At 69.6% G+C, this 22,251-nt stretch carries 16 protein-coding genes and 1 pseudogene; 7 read left to right on the top strand and 10 right to left on the bottom strand.

Annotation, left to right across the window (positions count from 1 at the left end):
- Nucleotides 1-713 precede the first annotated feature (713 nt).
- The 3 genes from PKE99_RS05165 to PKE99_RS05155 all read left to right on the top strand — a co-directional run bounded on the left by PKE99_RS05165 (nt 714) and on the right by PKE99_RS05155 (nt 3,044).
- Nucleotides 714-995, top strand: a complete 282-nt coding sequence (locus PKE99_RS05165) for a hypothetical protein (RefSeq protein WP_156067394.1) — start codon at nt 714-716, stop codon at nt 993-995.
- Nucleotides 992-2,347, top strand: coding sequence for a relaxase/mobilization nuclease domain-containing protein (locus PKE99_RS05160; protein ID WP_051737144.1), 1,356 nt, complete (start codon nt 992-994; stop codon nt 2,345-2,347). The genes PKE99_RS05165 and PKE99_RS05160 overlap by 4 nt, the downstream gene beginning before the upstream one ends.
- Nucleotides 2,348-2,441: 94 nt before the next feature.
- On the top strand, nt 2,442-3,044 hold the full coding sequence (locus tag PKE99_RS05155) for a hypothetical protein (RefSeq protein WP_156067396.1): 603 nt from the start codon (nt 2,442-2,444) through the stop codon (nt 3,042-3,044).
- Between the two features lie 84 nt (nt 3,045-3,128).
- Here the strand turns inward: PKE99_RS05155 and PKE99_RS05150 are convergent, their stop codons facing one another.
- A complete protein-coding gene (locus PKE99_RS05150) occupies nt 3,129-3,422 on the bottom strand; it encodes a hypothetical protein (RefSeq protein ID WP_037043598.1) in 294 nt (97 codons plus the stop codon).
- 349 nt (nt 3,423-3,771) lie between these two features.
- Here PKE99_RS05150 and PKE99_RS05145 point away from each other — a divergent pair, with 349 nt between their 5' ends.
- Complete coding sequence (locus PKE99_RS05145; protein ID WP_037043599.1) at nt 3,772-4,527, top strand: DUF5131 family protein; 756 nt, start codon at nt 3,772-3,774, stop codon at nt 4,525-4,527.
- On the opposite strand, the gene PKE99_RS05140 is transcribed toward PKE99_RS05145, so the two are convergent.
- Both PKE99_RS05140 and PKE99_RS38945 read right to left on the bottom strand, forming a co-directional pair.
- Nucleotides 4,514-5,617 (bottom strand): three-Cys-motif partner protein TcmP, encoded by a 1,104-nt coding sequence (locus PKE99_RS05140; RefSeq protein WP_037043601.1) that lies wholly within the window; start codon nt 5,615-5,617, stop codon nt 4,514-4,516. The genes PKE99_RS05145 and PKE99_RS05140 overlap by 14 nt on opposite strands.
- Nucleotides 5,618-5,832: 215 nt before the next feature.
- A complete protein-coding gene (locus PKE99_RS38945) occupies nt 5,833-6,099 on the bottom strand; it encodes a DUF6884 domain-containing protein (RefSeq protein WP_369075869.1) in 267 nt (88 codons plus the stop codon).
- Between the two features lie 170 nt (nt 6,100-6,269).
- Here PKE99_RS38945 and PKE99_RS05135 point away from each other — a divergent pair, with 170 nt between their 5' ends.
- From PKE99_RS05135 to PKE99_RS05125, 3 genes are read left to right on the top strand one after another with little or no spacing between them, the layout of a single operon-like run.
- Complete coding sequence (locus PKE99_RS05135; protein ID WP_081923979.1) at nt 6,270-10,142, top strand: protein kinase domain-containing protein; 3,873 nt, start codon at nt 6,270-6,272, stop codon at nt 10,140-10,142.
- Nucleotides 10,139-11,773: a methylation-associated defense system protein MAD7 gene (mads7, locus tag PKE99_RS05130; RefSeq protein WP_037043606.1), complete on the top strand. Its 1,635-nt coding sequence runs from the start codon at nt 10,139-10,141 to the stop codon at nt 11,771-11,773. Before PKE99_RS05135 ends, mads7 begins: the two co-directional genes overlap by 4 nt.
- A complete protein-coding gene (locus PKE99_RS05125; protein ID WP_037043609.1) occupies nt 11,773-16,827 on the top strand; it encodes a helicase HerA domain-containing protein in 5,055 nt (1,684 codons plus the stop codon). The genes mads7 and PKE99_RS05125 overlap by 1 nt, the downstream gene beginning before the upstream one ends.
- A 78-nt stretch (nt 16,828-16,905) precedes the next feature.
- Here the strand turns inward: PKE99_RS05125 and PKE99_RS05120 are convergent.
- From PKE99_RS05120 to PKE99_RS05095, 7 genes and pseudogenes are all read right to left on the bottom strand, one after another.
- A pseudogene (locus PKE99_RS05120) lies at nt 16,906-17,007 on the bottom strand (IS5/IS1182 family transposase); the annotation flags it as partial.
- Between the two features lie 111 nt (nt 17,008-17,118).
- Nucleotides 17,119-17,556, bottom strand: coding sequence for a prepilin peptidase (locus tag PKE99_RS38940; protein ID WP_051737145.1), 438 nt, complete (start codon nt 17,554-17,556; stop codon nt 17,119-17,121).
- Between the two features lie 185 nt (nt 17,557-17,741).
- The gene (locus PKE99_RS05115; protein WP_037043612.1) at nt 17,742-20,819 is read right to left on the bottom strand and encodes an AfsR/SARP family transcriptional regulator; all 3,078 of its coding nucleotides are present in this window, start codon (nt 20,817-20,819) and stop codon (nt 17,742-17,744) included.
- Nucleotides 20,816-21,229, bottom strand: a complete 414-nt coding sequence (locus PKE99_RS05110) for a hypothetical protein (RefSeq protein WP_037043614.1) — start codon at nt 21,227-21,229, stop codon at nt 20,816-20,818. The genes PKE99_RS05115 and PKE99_RS05110 overlap by 4 nt, the downstream gene beginning before the upstream one ends.
- The gene (locus tag PKE99_RS05105; RefSeq protein ID WP_051737146.1) at nt 21,229-21,600 is read right to left on the bottom strand and encodes a hypothetical protein; all 372 of its coding nucleotides are present in this window, start codon (nt 21,598-21,600) and stop codon (nt 21,229-21,231) included. The genes PKE99_RS05110 and PKE99_RS05105 overlap by 1 nt, the downstream gene beginning before the upstream one ends.
- Nucleotides 21,601-21,650: 50 nt before the next feature.
- Nucleotides 21,651-22,031, bottom strand: a complete 381-nt coding sequence (locus PKE99_RS05100; protein ID WP_051737147.1) for a hypothetical protein — start codon at nt 22,029-22,031, stop codon at nt 21,651-21,653.
- Nucleotides 22,028-22,231 (bottom strand): hypothetical protein, encoded by a 204-nt coding sequence (locus PKE99_RS05095; protein ID WP_037043616.1) that lies wholly within the window; start codon nt 22,229-22,231, stop codon nt 22,028-22,030. The genes PKE99_RS05100 and PKE99_RS05095 overlap by 4 nt, the downstream gene beginning before the upstream one ends.
- Nucleotides 22,232-22,251: the final 20 nt, after the last annotated feature.

Here is a 22,251-nt window from a genome sequence, read left to right as displayed (position 1 = left end):
GACGACTGGGGTGAAGCGCCGGGCGTCCCGTCGGCACGGTCGAGAGCCGGACCAATCCGGTCGCTCGCCCTGTGTTTCCTGGGCGGAGCAAGATATGCAGAAGTGAACCTTCTGCGATCGCGGGGGCGCGATCGAGTGGGGTGCGAACGGGGGCGTTCGCACTGCTTGGTGGTCCACAGTCGGGCGTGCGGCCGGGCGTTCTTCCCCAGGGCACTCGCGCTTGTCGCGGAGCGGGCGGGTCAGTGGTGGTCTCGACGGACGTGCGCTCGCGTCCTGCGGGCGTGCTGTTCGTGAACGACCACGTGGGCGGCCCCGGGCCGGCGTTGCAGCGCCGGCACCGGGGCCTGACCGGCCCTGCAGCGACAGGAGACGGCTGTGCGCAACCCTTCCATGCCTCCGCCCGGCAGAAGTCGAATCGGAAGAACCCGCCGGCATCGACGGACTGGACAGACATGGCCGCCGCCGACCAGCCCCGCCCGGCCGCACCGATGGATGCTCCTCCTGGTCGTGGCAGCGGGGATGCTGATCGCAGGCTTTGCTCTCGGGCTGTGGGCCGCGTCCTGGTGAGCTGATGTGTCGGCCCAGGCTGCAGCTACACGCGGCAGTGAGCTGAGCGGCCCCGAACGAATCGAGGATCCGTCTGTAGCAAGCCTGCGGGGGTGAAGCCGCGCGCAGCTCGTCGTCCACGATCTGCTGTGCGGCGGACGCGGTCGGTGCGGGTCGCGTTCACTGCGCAGGAGCACGCTCTGGTGGCCGAGGCCGCGCTGCACGCGGGCGTCGCGGTCGGGGCGTGGCTGGGGGAGCAGGCGCTTCGAGCCGCCGCGCCCGACGGCGTGCCAGACAGCCTGCGTGGAGTGGTGGCCGAGCTGCTGCGGCTGCGTCTCGAGTTGATCGCGGCCGCCGAGCTGGTCGACCGCGGTGAGCTGACCCGGCTGACCGACCGGCTCGACGAGCTGCTCGACCTTCTCGTCACGGCGGCAGGGCGAGTCCGGTGATCGCGAAGGTCGTGCACGGATGGCGGGCCGGCGGGCTGCTCGCCTATCTGTTCGGCCCGGGCGTGGCCGATGAACACCGGAATCCGCGGGTGGTTGCGAGCTGGGACGGCCGAGACACAACCTGGCAGCCCGCCCGGCGTGGGGCGGGGGAGCATGATCTGGAGCTCGGCCCGCTGATCCGGGCGTTGCAGGCGCCCGCGGTCGCGGCCGGGCTGCCGCTACGAGCGCCGAAGGACGCTGGCCGGGGCTATGTGTGGCACTGCTCGGTGCGGCTGGCCGAGTCGGACCGGGTACTCCCGGACGCGGAGTGGGCGTCGATCGCCCGCGAGTTGCTGCACGACGCCGGCGTCGCCACCCGTGATGATCGGGGCGGACCGCGGTGGGTGGCGATCCGGCATGCCGATGACCACATCCACATCGCCGTGGTGCTGGTGCGCCAGGACACCGGCCGCCGGTTCTGGCCGCGCCACGACTACCCGAAGCTGCGCGCCAGCGCGCAGCGGATCGAAGCCCGCCTCGGGCTGCGAGCGACCGCGCCGGCGGAGAATGTCGCCGCGAAGCGCCCGCAGCGGGGCGAGTTGGCCAAGGCCGAGCGGGAATCACGGCCCCCGGCGCGGGAGGTGCTGCGGGCGGCAGCACGCCAGGCGGCGTTGCGGTCGGCGTCGGTGGCGGAGTTCGAGCAGGCCCTGCAGCGCGAGGGGCTCTTGGTCACGATCCGGCGCGGCCCGTCCGGGGACGCGCTGGGCTACGCGATCGCGCTGCCCCCGGACCTGCTGGCGACAGGGGCGCCGATCTTCTACTCGGGCAGCAAGCTCGCTCCGGACCTGTCCTTGCCCCGGCTCCAGCAGCGCTGGGACGCCCAGCCACCGGCCCCGCGCTCCCGCGTAGCTTGCTCCACCGTGGCGAAACGCGTCGGCCTGATCGCCGGTTCGTTTAGCGCGGGCGAAGGAGATGTCGTCGCCGCGGGGCAGGGCCTGTGCGACGTGCTGACCGCGATGTCCGCCGTTGCGACCGTGGGCAACCGTTATCGTTTTAGCGCTGCCGCGGAGCAGATCCGCGCTGCCATGTCGACACCGCCGCGCCCGCAGGGAGGCGGAGAGTTGACGCAGCTTGCCCGCCGGTTGATGCTCGCCCGCCGATTGCAGAGCGACCGCGAGCGGGCCGGGGTCGAGCTGACGCTCGCGCTCGCTCGCCTCGCCCTCGTCGTCGCTGAACATCATCGCCAACGTCCACATGCCCGAACGGCGATCGAGACCGCGGCAAAGATCGTCCGCTCGCTCGAACCCTCAGCCCGCTCGGCCCAAGCCCCGGACGCGATCACCCGCGAACAAGCCCGGAGCCGGACCCGTTGACGCTCGCCGCTATGAGCATGTTCTGGGGTGCTGTCTCGCGCCGTCCTGAGGATCTGCGGTGAGCCCAGTCGGTCGGCGAGCCGAGCAGGCGGTAATGGCTGTGGCACGGCTGGTCGGGCCGCAGCGCACCGAGGTGCAGATCCTGCACGCCGGCACCGACGACGCCGCGGTCAGCGTCCGCATCGGGAAGGTCTTGCTCTACCTCCACCAGGAGAGCACCGCCGAGCACTTTCAGCGGGTCTGGGAGGAAGCCAAGGACGCCGTCGAGGCCCTCCCCGCCTCGGCCGACCAGCGACTCACCCGGGCCCTGCGCGGTATGCCGGAGCCGGCCATCGCGGCGAACGCGGTCGGCATGCCGGCCTGCGCCGTGACTACCGGCAAGACCAAGGGCGACCCGCCCAAGCCCTACATCCGGGTCCAGCTCGGCCGGATCGCCTACGAGGTCCGGGACCGCGACGCCTTCAACACCTGCGCGAACTCCTTCGCCTACGCCCGCAAACAAGCCGCCCTGGCCTTCGTGCAACCGGGGAAGAACCTCATCGTGCACGGAGCCTTCGAAGTCGCCGGCGACGCCTTCTACCCGACCAGCGACATCGACGACCTCCGCGCACCGAAGAAACGAACGACCCCCACCACAACCGAGCGACTCCAGGCCAACGCCGGGCTGGCGGTCCCGAAGCCGACACCTCAAATTTAGACCCGCTGAGCCCGCTGCACAGGGAGGGGGCGCAGGAAGTTGCCTAGGCAGATCATCCGCTTCCAAGATCAGGGAGACCGCGGCCTAGGCATCGTGATCTTTAGGGACGTTCACCGCGCCCGGGTCCATGATCTCGCGGAGGGCGTTGGCGAGGCCCCGGACGGCGCGACGGACACCGATCGGAAGGGCGCGTCCGCCCCGCAGCTCGATGGCAGCGCTGTGGAGGACGTTGCCGATCTGTAGGGCGACAGCGCGGTCTCCGACGATCTCGTCACGGTAGTCGTCAAGCAGCTCAGCGATGGTCGAGTAGGCCTGTGCCTCAGCCAGGATCGAGTCGCCGACTGAGGGGTCTCGGTCGTACCTGCTCTGACTGCCCATCGCCTGCCTCCGCCGCGATCGAGTAGGGCGTGCGGGGACCCGACGTACTTCCCCTACGACGGGCCACCGCACGAAGCTCTACGATAGCAAAGATCGAACGTTAGTTCGAGTCAGTGAAGCTCGGGTCTCGCCGCTCACCGGACGACATCGGACGCCAACCTCCAGCCGGCGCCGCGGCGCTCGCGGCGCTCGCGCACGGGTTCAGACTTTCTCTACCTGATCAAGGCGACGGCTTCGCCGCCGGGCGCGGGGGCTGCGGCCTCCGGCCGGTCCCCGGCGCCGCGGAGGAATCGGCGACAGGCCGAGTGTGCATCCGAGGCTTCCTCTACCGGCTGGATAGGCTGCACGGATGGCGGACCAGAGCGCGATCGAGTGGACGGAAGCGACCTGGAACCCCACCACCGGGTGCGACCGCATCTCTGCTGGCTGCGACAACTGCTACGCCTTGGCCCTGGCCAAGCGACTCAAAGCGATGGGATCCGCTAAATATCAGCTGGACGGCGACCCGCGCACCAGCGGACCGGGGTTTGCGCTTACCGTTCATCCTGATTCGCTGCAGATTCCCCTGCGCTGGCGAGAGCCTCGCCTCATCTTCGTCAACTCTATGTCAGACCTATTCCACGCACGCGTCCCGCGTACGTTCGTCGCCGATGTCGCTGACACGATGCGCCGTACGCCGCAGCACACTTACCAAGTGCTGACGAAGCGACCGAAGCGAATGCGTCTGATCTCAGAAGGAATTGATTGGCCGTCAAACGTGTGGCTTGGAACATCGGTCGAGTCGGCGGACGAAGCAGCAAGGATCGATGAGATTCGCGATATTCGCGCAACGGTCAAATTTCTATCTCTCGAGCCCCTACTGGGTCCGCTAGCCAACATCGACCTCACGGGAATTGGCTGGGTAATTGTAGGCGGAGAGTCCGGACATCGCAGCAGGCCGATACGGGAAGATTGGGTAAGGGCCATTCGTGACGCATGCGTAGCTGCGGGTGTACCCTTCTTCTTCAAGCAGTGGGGTGGGCGAACGCCGAAGGCTGGGGGGCGCCTACTTGATGGTCGAACGTGGGACGAGATGCCTCGTCGATCAGGAGTTACAGCAGCCTGACCTTACTGCTCCTCACGATACGCCCATTGGGTTCTGTCTGCACCACGTTCCTCTCGCGCATCTTCGACAGGGCGCTGATCGCGTCTTTCCTGCGCCAACGCGCCGTCTCTCTCAGGAGCCACTCCCTCACATCCTCGACCGATTTCTCGCCTGGAGCGAGGCATTGGCAGATTAGTTCGCTTAGTTCAGCATGGTGGTCATGCTCTCGGAAGAGATCCATTTGGCCCGCAGGCACAGCCTCCCGAGTTCGCGGATCATGGAAGCTCATGCCCTCTTCGCCGTCGACCTTCCACATGGCGTCCTTCATCACCTCGACGCCCTTGTCGCTGCTCGTGCCGAATACCAGATGGAGTGGCTGTCCGGTCCGTGGCGTCACGCGAAATTGGAGCTGATAGGGAAAGCCTGCTCGTTTAAGCGAGTCCCTGTAGGTCTCAAGCCATGCTCGCCAACGTTCGTCGGGTCGAGCTTCCCGTTCAGCCGGTTGCCAATACTGATTGCCGCCGAAGACTCGATCAAGCTCACTCGGATCTTGAGATTCGCGGCGGCTGAACCAGTTGGGACCGAATGTAGTGATCACTTCGCCGGAGCGAACGCCAGCAATCCTGCCGACTAACTCGAACGGAATATTGACGTTTCCCCAGCTGTCGAAGATGGCCAGAATTGGATGGTCCCAGGCCCTGGTCTGCGTCAGCAGTTCCGGAGTCGCCGTAGCAGCCTCGCCCTCCCTGACGATCACTGTGACGGGAAGCTGCTCTAGCTGGCCGAAGCGCTCGATGAGGAGGGTGCGAAGGTGGGCACACCGATCCTTGTCCTTCTCGATGAAGATCAGGTAGACCCTGTCCCTGCGAAGGTTCATTCGGTCTCTGGCGGTGTGATTGAGGAGTCGATCCAATGCGAAAACGGGCGAGCCATCTTCACCGTCGAGGTATTTGCCGGGGCCCGCGAACGCATCGACGTAGGTCACCCGAGGGCGTTCGTATCCGTACTGTCCGCTCGGTTGCAGCATGATCGGCCACCATGCGTCAAGGTAACTCCGGTTGAGCCGGTGCTTGGCCTCGGTGGCAGGCTCCAGCTTCCATAGCAAGCTCACGGGGCTCCCTAACGACACTGATCGACTACTGCGAGTTGGAGAGTAGCGGTCGCTTGCGTTCAGGAGGGTGAAGATCGCTCGTGAGAATGGGTGCGTGTCGCAGAGAGCGATCGATTTAAGTGCAGACACCAGCCCTCGCCGGGCGGGCAGATCAACAGGCTGGCGGCCCTTGCCATCCCGACGCGATGGGCGGCGACGTGGGCGCCGGGCGATGATCAGCGGTGAGGGCGGCGAAGTTCGCTCAGTCGCTGACGGACCGGTGAGGCAGGCCGCCCCCGCAGGTTCAACGGAGGGACCAGCGGTCGAGGACTTCGGTTTCGAGGTGCCCGAGTCCGCCCGAGACCGTGCTCTGCGGAGAGGCTGAACCAGAGGGCCGACTGGGACTCCGCGTACGCCCGCTGCTTGCGGAGCAACGGTGAGGTGTAGAGGTCCTTCGCCGCAGACGGCGTCGAGCGCGTCGCCTTCACGCAGGTGACGAGCAGGATGTCGGCCGCGAGCGTCGACCGTGGTGCCCTCGTTCGATCGAGTGACTGGGCCCGCGCGGACTCGCTGCCGGCGAGACGATGCGACGACCGTCGGAAGTGGTCACCCGGAGGGCATAGCGGTAACAGCGGGTGATCTCATGGCGATGAGCGGTTAGCGCACGAGGGGGATGGCTGATGCCGAACGTGGTTCCGGGGGAGTTGTCGACGACTGTGGCGGCTGGACCGGCCGGGCATTGTCGCTGATGGCGCGGCTGCACGTTCTGGGGGACTGGCACGGGCCCGGCGAGGAGAAGGCGGCCCGTCGGCTGGCGGGTGACCTGCCGGCGTCGTGGGACGTGATCGCTGGACGCCAGGTCCCGCACAACATGAGTGCCGTGGACCTCGACCTGGTCGTGGTGGGGGAGCGGGGCGTCTACGTCTGCGAGGAGAAGGCGTGGGGTCCGCACGTCGTCGTCGGGGAGGTCGGGTGGTACTCCAACGGTGAGCACCGGCCGAATCCCGGCAACCAGCTCGCCCACGCCACGAAGGTGCTCGCGGGGCGGCTGCGGGAGAAGGTCGGCGGGTGGGCGGGCGCGCAGAAGCAGCTTCCCCGCGGTGTCCATCCCGTCGCCGGGCACGTCGTCATGTCGCATGACGCCCTGCGGCTGGAGGGGGCGGCTGAGCTGGGCGCGAACGTCGTCGTGCGGCTGGCCGACGCGGCGTCCGTGCTGGTGGCGGAGGATGCGGCGCTCCCGCCGACGATGGCGCCACTGCGTTCAGCGCTAATGGATTACCTGGTCGGCCTGCCCCAGCGTCGGACCGCGGAGTTCCCTCCAACGATCATGATGTACCGGGTGATGGGCAAGCCCGGGGTGCAGGGCAACACCCTGACCTTCCCCGCGCAGAGCCCGGCCGGTGAGCCGGTCATGTTGTACTGCGTTCCAGTGGCCAACTCGGAGAACCCGGCCGAGGCCGCCCGTCTCGCCGTGCGGGACCACGACGCACTCGACGCCCTCGCGGTTGCCCGGCGGACCTGGCGGGTCCAGCAGTGGTTCGACTGGGAGGGCTATCGCGTCACGCCCGTCGTCGTCGCGTTGGACGGGTCGAGCCTGGGCAAGTTGGCGTCCGACAAGTTGCCGGCACACGTCGACGGCCGCGTACCCGTAGAGGTCGGGGTGGCCGTCGTCCACGACGCGTTCACCGCCCTGGCCGAGGTACATCGAGCGGGTGTGCTGCATCGCGCCCTGCAGCTGCGAACCGTCGAGGTGACACCGGCGAACCGGGTGCGGTTCCGGGACTTCAGCCGCTCCAAGCTGCCACGCACCCAGACCATCGCCCCGTCGCTCGACAACGACCACCCGTCGGCGGCGTTCCAGGCACCCGGCACCCCGCTCGAGTTCCTGACCGCCCGCGACGACGTCTACAGCCTCGCGCTCTGTCTCGCGCAGTGGCTTCGCGGTGACGCGTCGGACCAACCGGATCACGCCGAGGCGCGGGAGTGGGTGGCCTCCTACCCGGTCGTCGGGTCGCTGCTGGCCCGCTGCCTGGCTCCGCGCTACGACGACCGCCCGGACGCCTCCGCTGCCGCCGCCGAATCGGCGCCCCAGCCGATCGAGAAACCGGTCCCGCCGCTCGTCGTCCCGCCCGTGAGTCCCCCTCCGCCCGCGGTCCTCGAGCCGGGGGCGCTCCTCGCTGGTCGGTATCGGATCGACCGGAAGCTCGGCGAGGGTGCGTGGGCGGTCACCTGGCTGGCGTTCGACGAGAAGCTCGGCGAGCCGCGCACGCTCAAGCACATGCGACCCGGTCGCGTCGACTACGCGCAGGTCCTCGACGAGTACCGGCATGGCAACGCGCTGCGCAGCTCACGGTGCGCCCGGCCCTACGACGTGCTCGACGCGCCTGAACCCGGAGTCCTGGTCCAGGAGTACATCCCCGGACAGACCCTCCTGGAGCTGACGGCGGGTCGAGACCTCGACGCCGAGCAGTTCCGCCGGATCGCGGTGGACGTCCTGCGTGGCCTCGCGGACGCCCACGAGCAGCTTGTCTTCCATCGGGACGTGAGCCCGACGAACATCATCGTCCGCGACGACGGCAGCGCCGCGCTCATCGACTTCGGCCTGGCCGCGAAGGCGGACGCAGCCCAGTCCGCGGTCGGATCCCCGCCGTTCACCGCCCCCGAAGTGTGGGCGCGGCGGCACTGGACACCGGCGGCCGACATCTACAGCGCCTGTGCCTCCCTGCTGCGCGTGATGCTCGGGCGATACCCGTACTCGGGCCCGGGCGTCGAGGAGCGCGAGGTCCTCGTCCCGCCTACCGAGGCGCACTTCGCCCGGTTCGGCCGAGCGCTGCTCGGGGCGCTCTACGAAGGTGTCACGGCCGACCCCGGCAAGCGTCCGCAGGACGCCGCGACGTACGCGGACCGGATCCTGCGCGCCCGCGACACGTCCGTCCGCAGTGGCCGTCCGATGGTGAACCCCACGGTCGCGGCGCTCCGTGGACTGTACCGGCGCAGCGGGATCGGCAACGCGGGCAATCGCGGGATGGACGACGACTTTGCCCGCAGCACCTACACCGACACCCTGCTCGACACCGCGCTCCTCCCCGCGGTGATCGGGGGCGAGCTCGACGTCGTCGTGCTAAGCGGCAACCCGGGCGACGGGAAGACCTCGTTCCTCGTCCAGGTCGGTGCCGCTCTCGACGGCGCGGGGGCGACCACCCGTCGCTCCGACGCCGCGGGTTGGACCAAGGAGCTCGGCGGTCGCACGTTCAGCGCCGTGTACGACGCCTCGGAGTCACACGGCGACCTCAGCTCGGACGACCTGATTCACGCCGTCCTCGCGCCCTCGGGCGGGCCCCACACGGCCCTGCTCGCAGCCAACGACGGCCGAATCGCTCAGTTCCTCGGTGACTTCGGCGACCGCTACCCGGAGCTGGCCGCGGAGGTCGACCGGGAGCGGGCGGGGGAGCCTGCCGAGGGGCGGATCGTGCTGGTGGACCTCAAACGCCGGGCGCTCGCGACGCCGGATCGTGGGGCCTCAGGCCTCGGCACCGCTGTCCTGTCGCTCTTCACCGCGGACGAGCGATGGGCGGACTGCGAGGCCTGCACGGCGCGAGACGTCTGCCCGATCCGGGACAACGCGGAGCGACTGCGCACGCCTGGGGCCCGGGAGGCCGTGTCGGAGCTGCTCCTGACCAGCCATCTCCGACGACGTCGTCGGGCCACGATGCGCGACGTCCGCTCGGCCTTCGGATGGTTGATCACCGGCGACCTGTCCTGCGAGGCGGTCCACGCGGAGAACCGCACCGGACAGGATCCGCGCGCAGGCGCGGGTCGTCGTGCTCCCGACCTGGCCTTCGCGGCGGACACCGGTGACTACCTCGTCGAGGAGTGGCGCGAGCTCGACCCCGCTCATCAGGCGGCACCTGCCGCGGCGCGCGCGGCCCGGGCCTCACGCGACCTCGTGCCGGATCTCGCCGCCGTGACCGCCGAGTCGCTCGGTCGGCTGAAGCGAGCGCTCTACTTCGGGGAGTGGACCGCGCCCAGCGGGCGTGCCGAGGTGCGCAGCTACCGGTACTTCGAGGAGTACCTCGACGCGCTGGACAAGCCCGGCCCCGCCCTGGCGCGGGTCCTCCTCGGCCTGTCCCGGATCCTGGCGTTCCCGCGCTACGAAGGGAAAGGGCTCGCGCTGCAGGACCGCACCTATGAGGATCCCGCAGTCCGCGCGATCGTCGTGGTCAAGGAACTGCCGGTGACGACCTTCGAGCTGGCTGCGGTCGGTTCCGGGTCCGGCTATGTCGAGTCGTTCGCGGACCGGCTCGAGCTGCGCCACGAGCGCGGCCAACGGTTGGCGATTGCCCTCGACGCCGCGGAACTGATCCTGCGCGCGGCGGACGGCGAGGTGCTCGGCGACCCGGCCTCGGCGGCGCTGCGCCAGGAGATCGAGGGCTTCGGACAGCGGCTGCGCCTGGAGCCCGCACGCTCCGTCCTCGTCGTGGACGGGGCCGGGAACAGATTGACCGCGGAGGCGATCGACGGCCGGATCGTGGGGAGGCGGCAGTGACGATCACCCTGCCCAAGGCGCTGCGGACCTACCAGTACCGTCCGCTGACGGTGTTCTCCCTGCTCGACGTGGATACCGACCGGGTGCTGCCGCGGCTGCTCGAGCTGTGCGTCAAAGGTGGCCGGTCCAGCCCCCCGACGACGGACGCCGAGGACTTCGCGGGTTATCGGGACCGGATGCTGGCCTCCGGTGCCGTGATCGGCTTCGAGGACAAGGCGGACCGGGCGCTGCTCGACGGGTGGCTCCGCTCCTGCGTGATTGAGATGGGGGCGGTCAGCCGCAGCCGTACGGGGGAGCAGATGGTCGCGGCGGCGCCGCTCAGTCTGGCGTCGTACCGCGCCGGTCTGCCCACTGAGCGAGTCCGGCATCGAGGCGTCGACGACATCGTCTACCGCCTGCTGCTCGACGAGCTGGAGCGGCGAGGCTCGGGAAACCCACGCGCTGAACTCCGGGGGATCGTCGCGGCCGCGACTGGGAAGGGACTCGCCCTGGGCCCCGAGCCTCGGTGGGAGCCGCAGCTCGTGGACCCCGACCGACTCGACATTGGTGCGTTGCTGGAGTTCCGCTTCCTTGAGGCGATCGAGATGGGCGACGCCCGACCGGTTGCTGGCGGCGTGTTCCCGAGCCCCCTACCGGGCGTAGCGGCCGATCTCGCTGCCACGCTCCTCACCCACGTGGAGTCGTACGGCGACCGTCTCCCGACCCCCGCTCTGATGTCGTCGTTCGCCGCGCTGCTCGCGGTCGGATTATTCACCTACACCCTGCGGACCGACCGAGCGGCTCGCGAGCTGATCCTGGCCGGGGAGCGACCCGCCGATATGGCGGATCTTGCGCCCGCGTCCGGGCTAGAGCTCTACTGCGACTTCACCGGGGACCTCTGGTCGGAGTCCGACCGGATGTGTCGGCGGTGCGTGGAGCGCGATCTTGACCGGGTCCGGCAAGCCTTCCGCGACCGTATGACCTTCGTCGTAGTGGAGAACGCTCTTTCCCGAGGCCCGGAGGAGATGGCGCGCATCCGCGCGCTCCCGCCTGCGGACCAGCTCGTCGCCCTTGCCGCCCTCAAGGACCACCGACGGGTCGAGAACTTCGCGGGTGCTCGGCTGGACGACCTCATCGACGGAGCCCCGGACGAGGGCGCGACCGAGGCGGAGATCGAGTTCCTCCGGCGGATTCAGGCGTCCGACAGCTCGGAGCTGGACAAGCTCCTGGACGTGCTCGCCGATGTGAACCAGGACAAGGCCACGAAGAACTCGGTGAAGTGGTACTCCAGTGTCGGCGGTATCACCAAGCCGTACGGCGTCCTCCAGGGCAGCAACGCGAACCGCCGGAGCTGGCGCTACGCCCCGAGCGACGAACTGCTGCAAGCACTGCTACTCGCAGTGTTCGTCGACCCGGACACCCGGACCGTGCGTAACCGGCTCTCGTTGCGGGCGGTCCTCGATATCCTCCACGAGCGCTTCGGCATCCTCGTGGACCGGCCGCCCGCGTTCCTCGACGGTGCGGAGGCGCGCGCTGCGGCGGACGCCAACCTCGAGGCCTTCAAGGTCCGCCTCCAGTTGCTCGGCTGCTTCGACAGCCTCTCCGACGACTTCTCCGTGCAGGTCGTCCACCATCCCCTCGGAGCCGCCTGATGTCGGTGACGTTCCCGCCGCTGCCCACGCTGGTCGTCCAGAAGATCGCCGAGCAACTCGTCGAGCAGACGGACGCCCACGCGCCCGGCCACTGCATGCGGATCGACTCGATTCGCTCCGACGACGCACCACTGCTCGTGCACGCGGTGCAAGGCGCCCTGCCGCACGACGTCGCCGACGTCCACGTGCTCGCGGACGACCCGTCCGCAGCGGACGGCCGGGTGGCGATCGCCGCGGAGCGCGCCGTCGAGCTGCGCAACCGCAAGGAACGCCAGCTCCTGCTCATGGTCCCGGTGGGCTCCGGCTCGGCGGCAAGCTCGCTGGACAACAGCTTCGAGCGGACCGACCTCTCGGGACTGCTGCGCGCGGCCGCGGAGGCGATGGTCCAGGATCTGGACGACGACGTCCGCCGGGCGGTCCTGCGAGTCGCACGGGCTCTGGGACGGAACCGTCCGGTCGAGGCCTGGGCGCGGTACGTGGCCGCGATCGCCGCGGATCCGGACTGGGCGACGGTGGGGCGCATGCTCCCGGAAGTCGGCCTCATCCCCGACCTCGGCGGTGAGGACCTCGTGGATCGGCTCGACCGCAACGCCCGGTGCGTCAAGGAGATCTCCCGCCCGCTGCGCGCTGTCGCCTCGGTCGCGGACCGGGTTACCACCGCGGGGCTGCAGGAGGGCGCCGTCCGGGACCGGATCGCCCGCTATCTCGGCCGTCCGGATGTGGACCTCTCGAACGCACCCGTCTGGGCCGCAGGACTGGCCGACGAGGAGCTGACCTTCGAGCTCTGGCCGTTGACGACGCCGGTGTCGGTGCCGATCGACAGCCTCACCGTCGTGCCGTTCCTCAAGGGTGACGGCGTGCTGCGGGCGGGTACGCGGCTCAAGCAGGATGGCCCCGGGACGCTCCCGTACGCGGAGATCGGTGAGTCGACGCCGGCGTCGGTCACAGTGACTTGGAAGACGGACCCGGACAAGTCGGCCGATGTCCACCGTTGGCTGGTGGAGGCGCTGCCGCCGGAGGACCTCCGCGAGGCGGACGCCGAGCCCGTGGTCCGGACCGCGGTCAAGGGCGACAAGCGCAAGGCGACGGTGAAGATCGAGCTCGACGAGGACGAGCTCGCCGGCGCGGCCCTCCTCTACCTCCGCGTCACCGGCCTCGATGCCGACGGGCAGCCGGTGCTGCTGACCGACCGGTCCGAGGCCGTCGCGGACGGCGAGCAGTTCGCTCTGCGGTGGGAGGCGGAGGTCCTCAGCACCGGCGGCCGCCGCTCGACGGCGCTGTCGCTGGCACAGGCTCGCCTGGACGCCGCGCTGGACGGGCAGAACGACCTCACCGAGGACGCTCCGAGCTGGAGCGGAGGCGGTTTCTCGCTGCGTCTCGGCGGGCGCAGGACCGTCCTGCTCGGACTGAGCCCAGTCCTCGTCGACCTACAGCGTCGGGCGTTGGCCGAACAGGGCCGTCGGACCCTGTGGACGACCGAGGGTCGGCAAGGGGAGCTGCTGGACCAGCGGGACATCGAGGGGCACGTGCTCGCTCTCCCACCGACCCTCGCCGAGCGGCGGCGGAAGCTCTTCGCCACCTTGGCGAGCCGCGCCCCGCGCGACGTCGTCGAGACCCTCGACTGGGACACCGACCTGCGCGACGAGGTGGTCGCCTACTGCCAGACCTACCGGCGCGCCCTCGACGCCGCGGCGGACGAGGACACGCGGCTCGCGCTGCTGACCATGGACACGGTGTCGATCAGCATCGACACGGCCGGGCATCGCCCCATCGCAGCCGTCGCGGTCCTCCCGCTGCACCCTATGCGGCTGGCGTGGTTCGCCGAGCATGACGCGGTCCTGCGCACGTGGGCCCGCGAGATAATCGACTCCGGGATGCCGAAGGCCCGCCGCCGGCAGACCGTTGACTCCCGGCTCGCTTCCCGAATTACGCCCGCGAACCTTCCGTACACGGTGCTCGCGGTGGAGGGCTCGCCCCTGGTCTACCTCCGCGAGGCGACCCTAGGCACCGGGCTGTACCTCGATCCCGGCGAGGCCGAGCCTGGGGCTGCCGTCCAGGCCGTCTTCGACATGGTGGGGCTGGACCGCCGAGACGTTCCGCCGGATCTGCCGCCCTCCGTCGTCGCCGAACGGGTCGAGGCGTACCGGACCGTCCATCCGGGACAGGACGCGCTGCGGATGCTCGCCTACAACCCCGGATCCGGTGAGCTCGTCGCCCAAGCCCTCGCAGCATCGGCGCTGCGCCAGAACGCCGAGGACGACGATGATGTCGCACCCCCGCCACGTGTCGAGGTGATCGCGTACAGCCGAAGGCCGTCGTTCACCGACCCGCTGGCAGCTCTCACCGACCTCCAGAAGCAGGTCGCCACCCTGCAGGTCCGCGGCAGCCGCAGCTACCTCACCCCGGCTCTCGGTCTGAGCGTTCGGCCGCATCACGAGCTGTCGGAGCAGTCGGCCGCAGCCCAGCTGAGCGTGGTTGCCGACCTCGCCCAGGTCTCCGCTTCCGGGTCGGACAAGGCCCAGGACGTCGCTGCCTCGTTCCGGAACCTGCTGACGCCTGCGACGACGGTCCGGGTCGCTGACGGGCAGGGCATCGCCTGGCGGACCGCACCCGCAGTCCGCGCCCGAGGCCGTGACGGTGCGGCAGACGTCGTCGACTGCCACCGTGCCTACCAGCGCAGGTTGGCGACCCAGCTCGGTTACCCCGGTGCCGGGATGGCCGTCACCGCGCGGCTCGGCACCGACGAGGTCGCGGCGCTGCACGCGGTCCACGAGCGCTCGGACTGGGTGCTCACGCTCGACCGCAACGTCGGCATCGACCTGTTCGCCGAGGCCGTCGCGGCCGAGGGACGCGAGCGGCCGTACATCCTCGACTACGCCCCGGACTTCATCGAGGGACTCGGCCCGCGACTCACCGTGACCACGAGTCATCGGGGCGAGGTGACCCGATTGCTCGCGGACGCGATGACCGAGCTCGACCTCGCCGCCGTGGACGACTCGATCCGCGACATCCTCGGCAACCTCCAGATCGTCTCCGGGCGCCTGGCCCTGCGGCTGGTGGGCAAGTCGAGTCTCGCCACCGAGGCCGTCAGCCTGGCTGCTCTCGTCGCCTACCTCCGCCACCGCGGAGAGTTGGACAACACGGTGATCGTGCCGGTAGACGCCCACCAGGAGATGTTCGGCGACGCCGGCGACGCCACCGGGTCCCGGCGCTGCGACCTGATCCTTGTCCGGGCGACCACTCGCAGCCTCCGCATGGAGTGCGTGGAGGTGAAGTCGCGCAAGGCAGCCGCCCTCCCGGCGGCGCTGGTGGACGATATCGTCGAGCAGGTCGACTCCACCCGCTCGATGCTGCTGGACACGTTCTTCCGGTCAGACCCGCCGCGGATCGACGCGGAGCTCCAGCGCGCGCGGCTCGTCGGCATCCTGCGCCACCACGCCGACCGTGCGCTGGCCACCGGCCTGCTCGACGCTAAGCGGCGAGCGGACGCGGAGCGGATGTTCGAGAAGGTCGAGGACGGCTCGCTCGTGCCCGAGATCGGGCGGCGGGGCTACGTGGTGAGTCTGGGGGCGGCGGAGGCCTTCCCCCGAGAGCACCGGGGCGTCCGGATAGAGGTGCTCACCGCCGAGCACCTCGCGCCGACCGGCCTGCGCAGCAGTCATCGGGCGCCCGCTTCGTCCCCTGCGGTGCCGGCGTCGACAGCCGAGGGCACCCCAGTGTCCAAGCGTTCAGCTGCGTCCGGGCAGACGACGGAAACGGGGCCTTGGCTGCATCCGGGGTCGTCGGCCGAAGCCGTGGCGCCGTCGCGTCCGTCGCCTCGGCCACGTCCGTCTCCGCGTCCTCGGGTGCCGGATGATGCGCCACCCCCACCGGCACCGGCACCCGAAGTCGCCCCGGCGACCGAACACGCTCCCTACCTCATGCCTGTCGAGGCTGTACCGCCGGAGGAAGTGCCGGCTTCGCCGTCACCGCTCGAAGAACTTCCCCCGACGACTCTTGGGGCGAGCAGCGTCGATCGTCGTGCACCCCAGCAGGTGGAGGTCGTGCTTGGTCAGGACGCACACGGCGCGGCGGCTCGGTGGCGGATCAGCACGGCCGGTAGCCCGCACATGTTCGTGCTCGGCATCCCCGGGCAGGGCAAGTCGGTGACGACCCGTCACGTGCTGAACTCCTTCGCCGAGCAGGGCCTGCCGGCGTTGGTCCTGGACTTCCACGGCGACATGGCCGCCGAGCCAGCGGGCGGGGCCGCCGTCCTCGACGCGTCGGAGGGCCTCGTCATCAGGCCGTTCGAGATGCGCGACGACAACCACCGTCGCTATGCGCAGGCCGCGTGGGAGCTTTCCGAGGTCATTGCCTACGTGTGCGGGATGGGGGAGATCCAGCGCAACGGCGTCTACGAGGGTGCCCGGGAGCTGTACGAACGCCACGGGTTCGGTTCCGCGGGCGGGCCTACCGGGCTGCCGTCCATGACCGAGCTCGGAGAGATCATGAGCGAGCTGGAGGCGACGGGTCGGAGCAAGAACACCGTCGCCCGGCTTCGCCCGCTGACCGACTTCGGGCTCTTCGTCGAGGAGCAGGGGAGTGGCCCCAGCTTCGCGGACCTACTGCGTCGTGGCCTCGTCCTCGACGTGCACGGCTTGATGGAGCAGGTCCAGCTCGCCGCGGGCGCCTTCGTCCTCCGCAAGGTCTACCGGGAGATGTTCCGGTGGGGGGCCACGGGCCGTCTCCGCCTGGCGGTCGTGCTCGACGAGGCACATCGGCTCGCCCGGGACGTCACGCTCCCGAAGATCATGAAGGAAGGCCGCAAGTACGGCGTCGCCGTGGTCGTCGCGAGCCAGGGCGTGGACGACTTCCACAAGGACGTCCTCAGCAACGCCGGCACGAAGGTCTCCTTCCGCTGCAACTTCCCGCAGAGCAAGACCGTGGCCGGGTTCCTGAGGGGACGGGAGGGGCAGAACATGTCCGTCGCCCTCGAGAAGCTCGGTGTGGGCGAGGCCTACGTGTCGACGCCGGACCAGGCCGAGGCGCGGAAGGTATTCATGGCCCGTGACTGAGCCTTTGTCAACCTGATGATGTGTTGGCAATCATGAGGGTCTGAACTGCGGCGATGAGCGTTGCAGCGTTGCTGGGGCTGGAGCGGATCTTGCGCAGCACGCGCCAGTTTTCAGCTCGGCGTTGACCCGCTCGCCCGGTCCGCGACGGCGGGCGTGGGCGGTGTTGACGTCTTTCTGGTTCTGCGACAGCTTGCGGTACCGGTCGGTGTCGGGGTCCTTGCGTCCGCGCCGCTGCGGGACCGCGACCATGGGGGGAGTACTCGCGCGAGGGGGCCTTCTACGGGCGATTTGTTACCCGGTCGTGCTGAGACCGATGGCAAAAGACGCGGCTCCCACGAGGGAAGGTCCGTAAGGCACGAGCGACGCATTGCGGCGCCTCAGAAACTCCGCGCTTGCGGTCGAAAGGAGTAGGACGGCGCCTAGCCCGACCGCACTCATGAAGCATGTCCAACTGATGGTTGCCGTCGCCGCGGCTAGGCTCGGTGCCAGCTTGAGATCACCCCATCCCATGGCGGCCGGCGCGACAAGAAGGAGCAAACCGGCTGTGCCGATGGTGATCGTCGCAGCGACGGCCATGCGCTGGAGTGCCTCTGAACTCTGAGATATGGTCAGTAACCCAACGCCGGCAACCGCGAGCGCAAGGGGACCGGTCAATCGGTCCGGAAGGCGGCGCTCGAGGACGTCCACCTCCGCCGCTGCGGTCCCGAGGACAGCTACGGCGGCCAGCATTGCGGTAGTGACGCCGAGCGGTCTCGCTCCGGCCGCTGCGCCCACAGTCCCCATCCAACCGCCTATGACCGCGACGTGGCGGCGTGGCAGCACGTTCGCTCGCGCTGTCGCTCGTACCAGTCGAGCAACGACAGGCGTGAGGAGCAGCCCGCAGGACGTGCCGAGCAGGCAGGGGAGTGACGGGTTCATTGGTCGTCGACCGTTCGGCTGAGGCCATTGGGGAAGAGCTCGTGGAAGACAGCGAAGCTTTCGGGCGGGAGGTCCTCGCCTATCTCGAAGTCGCGCTCGGCGAGTAGCAGTTCGGCGTACTGGCGCATGGCGCCGGTGTTGCCCTCGGCGTGTGCGATGCGCATGAGGTCGAGGAAGGGGCGGTCGTGGGTGGAGTCGGGGTCGACCAGCCGGCCGAGACCGGCGGCCCAGTGAGCCAGGTCGAGCTCGTCGCGGGCGAGTGCGAGGTCGACGAGTTCGTGGGCGGTGTCGATCACGAATCCCGGGATGAGGATGTCGTGGTGTTGGTCGGCATCGCGTAGCCATGCGTAGCCGCGGTCGCGCACCGGTCGCAGGATCGGGCCCCGCACGAGGCCGAGGGCGCTGACGTAGTCGGCTCTGGCCTCAGCAGGACGTCCAGCGGCTGCTCGGGCCTGGGCGCGCTTGCGGAGTCGTCGGAAGAGGTCCCAGTCGAGGAGGTGCCCGACGATGCGGTAGCGGTCGTCTCCGCTCGTGCTGATGGTCGGGATGAACTCCATCTCGGGCTGGTCGGGATGCCTGCCGACCCAGGGGCGGATTTCGGCGATAGTGCGTCGCACGCTCGATGAACTCACGGCCTTCCCGTCGGGCCACAGGTCCGTGGCGAGCTTGTCGCGGGTGACGCCGCGTTCATGGAGCGCGAGATAGACCACGACCTCGCACTGCCAGGCCGCCCGTCCGGTCGGAGGTGTGCCCGGTGCACGCAGCGCCGGCTCGCCGAGGATGCTGATGAGCGGGCGTTTCGGTGGGCCAGGACTGAGCCATTCCGCCAGGTCGTCGTCCAGATGCGGGTCGTCGTGCTCGACGCGCCTCAGGTGCCTGTGTTCGCGGGTCAGCGTTGCAGTGTGGGCAGCGGTGTCGGGGGCTCCGTCAGCAGTGGAGGGGCTCGGCGGTGGATCGTCCTCGCTTGGCTGGTCGGCGGGTTGCTCGGAGGTCGGCGAGGCCCAGGAGCCGTCGATCGTCATCTCCGAAGACCAGGTCTGAGTGCCGTCCACCGCCGGTACGGGCTCGTCCTCGTTCCTGGCCGCGGTGCGGATCGCAGCGAGCAGGGACACCGCGACGTCGCTCGGCATCTGCTCGGCGATGATCGGGGCGCCGGGCAGGTCCACGTCGGCCATGGTCTGGTCCTCCTGGACCGTCAGTCGGGGACCCGGCAGGGACGTAGCGGTACTTGAGGTCACCACGGCTGCGCAGGTGCGGGGGCCCTCGAGGAGTCGGCTGCAGATGCTCGTGAGGCTGGGCTGGTCCTCGAGGTCGACGCCGGCGACCACGAGGATCGTGACGACGAGTTCGTCGCCGATCTCGCCGGCTGCGCGGAGCTCCGATGCTGTCCGGTGCGCCGATTCCAGGCTGCGTTCGGCGGCGTCTACTGCCGATGTGAACGGGGGTAGCGCCTGGCGCAGGTTCCTGAAGCAGCGGATCCGGTGGCGAGGAAGGACCTCGAACTCGTCCTCGAGTCCCACGACCATCAGCTCGGTGTTTTCCGCCCAGGTTGCTGTTGCCAGTTCGAGTGTCATGTTGCGAAGCAGGTCGCACGCGCGTGTCCGGTGGCCGACGAGGTGCAGAACGCCGTCGGCTTCCAGATCGACGAAGACTGTCCGGCCGTCGTTGAGGCGGCCGATCGACGTCAGCGCGGGGTAGCCGTTACCGACGTCGATGTGTGCGGTCTGGTCGGCGGTGAGCCGCCAGTTGCCGTCCGGGCCACGCGAGAAGCCATCGCCGAGATCCGTCTCGTGCGTGCCCAGGAGTTCGACGCTGTCGGTCCCGACTACCGCGCCGGTGATGTCGGGGAGCGGTGTGGTGGCCGAGGCTAGGCGAAGGGCGCTCTCGAGCAGCGCGAGGTCAGGGTTGCGCTCGTCGGCGTGCATGGCTACCACTTCCGCGGCGGCGTCGATCGGATCTGGCAGCGCGATCTGTCGGCGGTAGCGGCGCAGGCGGCGCTGGCGACGGCGTAGGTGTGCGAGAAGGCCGAGGACGCCTGCCGCGACACCGCCGCCGACAGCAACTCCCCCGACGACATCAAAGGGGGCTGTGTCTGTGCTGTCATCCACCGAGGGCTCGGGCGCTGGGTCTGGTGCAACCGGGGGCGACACCGTTATCGGCGCCGGGTCGGCAGGAGGCCCTGGCAACGGACGGGATGGTGTGGGCGCTGGTTCTCGCGCCTGGGACGGGCTTCCCTGACCCTCGGTGGGCGGCGTTGTCGTACTGGCGCCGTCCTTAGGGATGTGGAGAAGCCAGCCCGGCTTGATGACGTCGGGATCTCGCAGTACTTCGCCGCCGGGCTGAGCGAGGCCCTGGGAGGCCTCATAGATCTCGCCGTAGCGTCTCGCGTCGCCGAGCTGGTCTCTCGCGATCGACGCCAGAGACTCGCCGACATGGACAACCACGACGCCGTCGTCGACGGTCTTCGTCGGCAGCGTAAGCCGCCAACCCGGGATGAGGCGGGCCGCGTCGGTGAGCCGGTTCCCGTCCGGTTGTGTTCTGCTCCGGTTGAGATCGAGGATCTCCCGCCAGCGAAGCGGATCTCCGAGTTCCCGGGAGGCGATGTCCCACAGGGTGTCGCGCTCCTTGACGACATAGAGGTGTGCCGGTTCGACTGGCGCGGGATTCCGCTCAAGCGCTGCCGCGACGAGCATCGGTGCTGCCGGGGTCGCAGGGGCCTGGTTCGCCGCAAGAGCCGACGCGAGCCAGAAAATGAGCAGACCGGTGATCGCACGCGGGCCGGTCCGCCGCAGCGAGACGGCGCGCGCGCCGTGGCGGACCATCGTTGCCGTGTCCACGACGCATCCGAAGGCCAGGTAGGCCCAGAACAGCCAGCCGGCCACCACGATCAGGCCGAGCAACAACCTCCCGTCCTGCGGGTGCAGGAGCGCAGCGGATGCCTCGTCGAGCCGCGGTAGTGAATCGGGTAGATGGCGTGCGCCGAGCCGGAAGAGCGCGAGCGGAAGGCCGATGAGGACCGCAGCCAGACCGACGAGTGCGACGAGCACACGGCTCGCCCGGCCCAGACCCATCATGCGACGCCTCCTGACGGCATGAGCAGCGGTTCGGACTCCGCGGAGCCGCGTGTGTCGAGCTCATTGATGCCGATGAGGCCGAGCAGCACCGTGGAGCGCCGAACGACTGCCCGTACCCGCACCCGGTCGTTGCCCACGACCGCGATGGAGCCCGTCGCTCCGGACCGGTCGAGGTATCTCTGCGCCGCGACGGCGGCTCGCGCCGGGTCCAGACGGACCGCGCCTGCGCGGAGCGCGGCGATGTCGAGTTGCTGAGCGCCGACGCGCGCAGCCTCCTCGGCGATCGAGTCTGCTGTCGCAATCTGCTGAGCCTTCCGCACACCGTCGACTCCGAGCCCGGCGGCAAGCACCAGCACGAGCGCGAGCAGCGCGCCGGGGACGGTCAGGGACCCGCCTCCGCTCTCGTCCATCAGCGCTCCCGCAGCGGATCGATGCTGCTCGTGGCGGTGGCCCGGCTTCGGTGCGTTCCGAGGACGCCGGGGATGCCCAGATCGGACCACGGCACGTCGCACACGACCTCAGCGCGCACTTCCGCCGCTGCGCCGAGTGCGAGCGTGCCGCTCACCTCCACCCCGACGTCCAATGCGGTGCACCGGACACCGCGCGTGCTGAGGGCCTCGCGAGCCGCCGGTGCGGCCACCATCGCGGCGCCTGCCGGTTGTCGTTGGATCGACGCGAGGCGCGCGGCGGCTCGGGCCGCCTGCTCGGTCGCGGACTCTGCTGCGGCGACTCGGACGCCGGCGACTGTGAACGCCACCAGCAGCCCCAAGATCCCGGCCACGATGGCCGCCTCGACGGCCGGTGCGCCTCCACGCTCGTCTATCCGTGGGATCACGCCGCCGGCCTTTCCAGCGCACCCGTCGCCCGTCGAGTCACGGTCAGCGGTAGCCCCGGAAGCACCGCCGCGACGCTCGCGCTGACCGTGACGGTGAGCCGTCCGCCAGGTTCCTCGTGGGCCTCTGCCTCGACCTCGCGGAGCAGGTTGCCTGTGGTGCGGTTGGCAAAGGCCGCGGCAGCCTGCCGGGCAACGTCCGGAGACTCGATCCCTCGATATCGGCCGGCGCGAAGGCCGTCTTCGGCTGCGGATAAGGCGAGCTGTGAAGCCATTGCGAGTATGGCGGCCTGAACGCCGACCAGGACGAGAGCGAGGGTTCCGGACCAGAGCAGCGCGAGCTCAACGCTGGTGGCGCCGCCGCGCTCGGAGTCGCTCACTCGAGCGCTCCGAGCTTCTTGGCGACGAACGCGCCGACCGCCGTCGCGATGACGCCCCCGATCACCGCGCCGGCCCCGATGTGGAATCCTTCGTCGGAGTTGCGCCCGCCACCGCGCTCGTCGATCGGGCCCGTCCGCTGTATCAGGGCGACGTAGAGTTCGGTGACGGCCAGCCGGAGACGTGTTGACGCTGCACGCATGGTGGAGACCTCCAGAGGGA

Origin of the sequence: Pseudonocardia halophobica (genome assembly GCF_027922425.1) — a bacterium.
Lineage (GTDB): Bacteria > Actinomycetota > Actinomycetes > Mycobacteriales > Pseudonocardiaceae > Pseudonocardia > Pseudonocardia halophobica.
This window is presented reverse-complemented; position numbering and strand designations above follow the sequence as displayed.

Excerpts from the sequence above, each read along its gene's own strand:
- PKE99_RS05110 (WP_037043614.1), bottom strand. The coding sequence starts at position 21,229 with ATGGACGAGAGCGGAGGCGGGTCCCTGACCGTCCCCGGCGCGCTGCTC.
- PKE99_RS05145 (WP_037043599.1), top strand. The coding sequence starts at position 3,772 with ATGGCGGACCAGAGCGCGATCGAGTGGACGGAAGCGACCTGGAACCCC.
- PKE99_RS05125 (WP_037043609.1), top strand. The coding sequence starts at position 11,773 with ATGTCGGTGACGTTCCCGCCGCTGCCCACGCTGGTCGTCCAGAAGATC.
- PKE99_RS05095 (WP_037043616.1), bottom strand. The coding sequence starts at position 22,231 with ATGCGTGCAGCGTCAACACGTCTCCGGCTGGCCGTCACCGAACTCTAC.
- PKE99_RS05135 (WP_081923979.1), top strand. The coding sequence starts at position 6,270 with ATGGCTGATGCCGAACGTGGTTCCGGGGGAGTTGTCGACGACTGTGGC.
- PKE99_RS38940 (WP_051737145.1), bottom strand. The coding sequence starts at position 17,556 with ATGCTGGCCGCCGTAGCTGTCCTCGGGACCGCAGCGGCGGAGGTGGAC.
- PKE99_RS05155 (WP_156067396.1), top strand. The coding sequence starts at position 2,442 with ATGGCTGTGGCACGGCTGGTCGGGCCGCAGCGCACCGAGGTGCAGATC.
- PKE99_RS05150 (WP_037043598.1), bottom strand. The coding sequence starts at position 3,422 with ATGGGCAGTCAGAGCAGGTACGACCGAGACCCCTCAGTCGGCGACTCG.
- PKE99_RS05115 (WP_037043612.1), bottom strand. The coding sequence starts at position 20,819 with ATGATGGGTCTGGGCCGGGCGAGCCGTGTGCTCGTCGCACTCGTCGGT.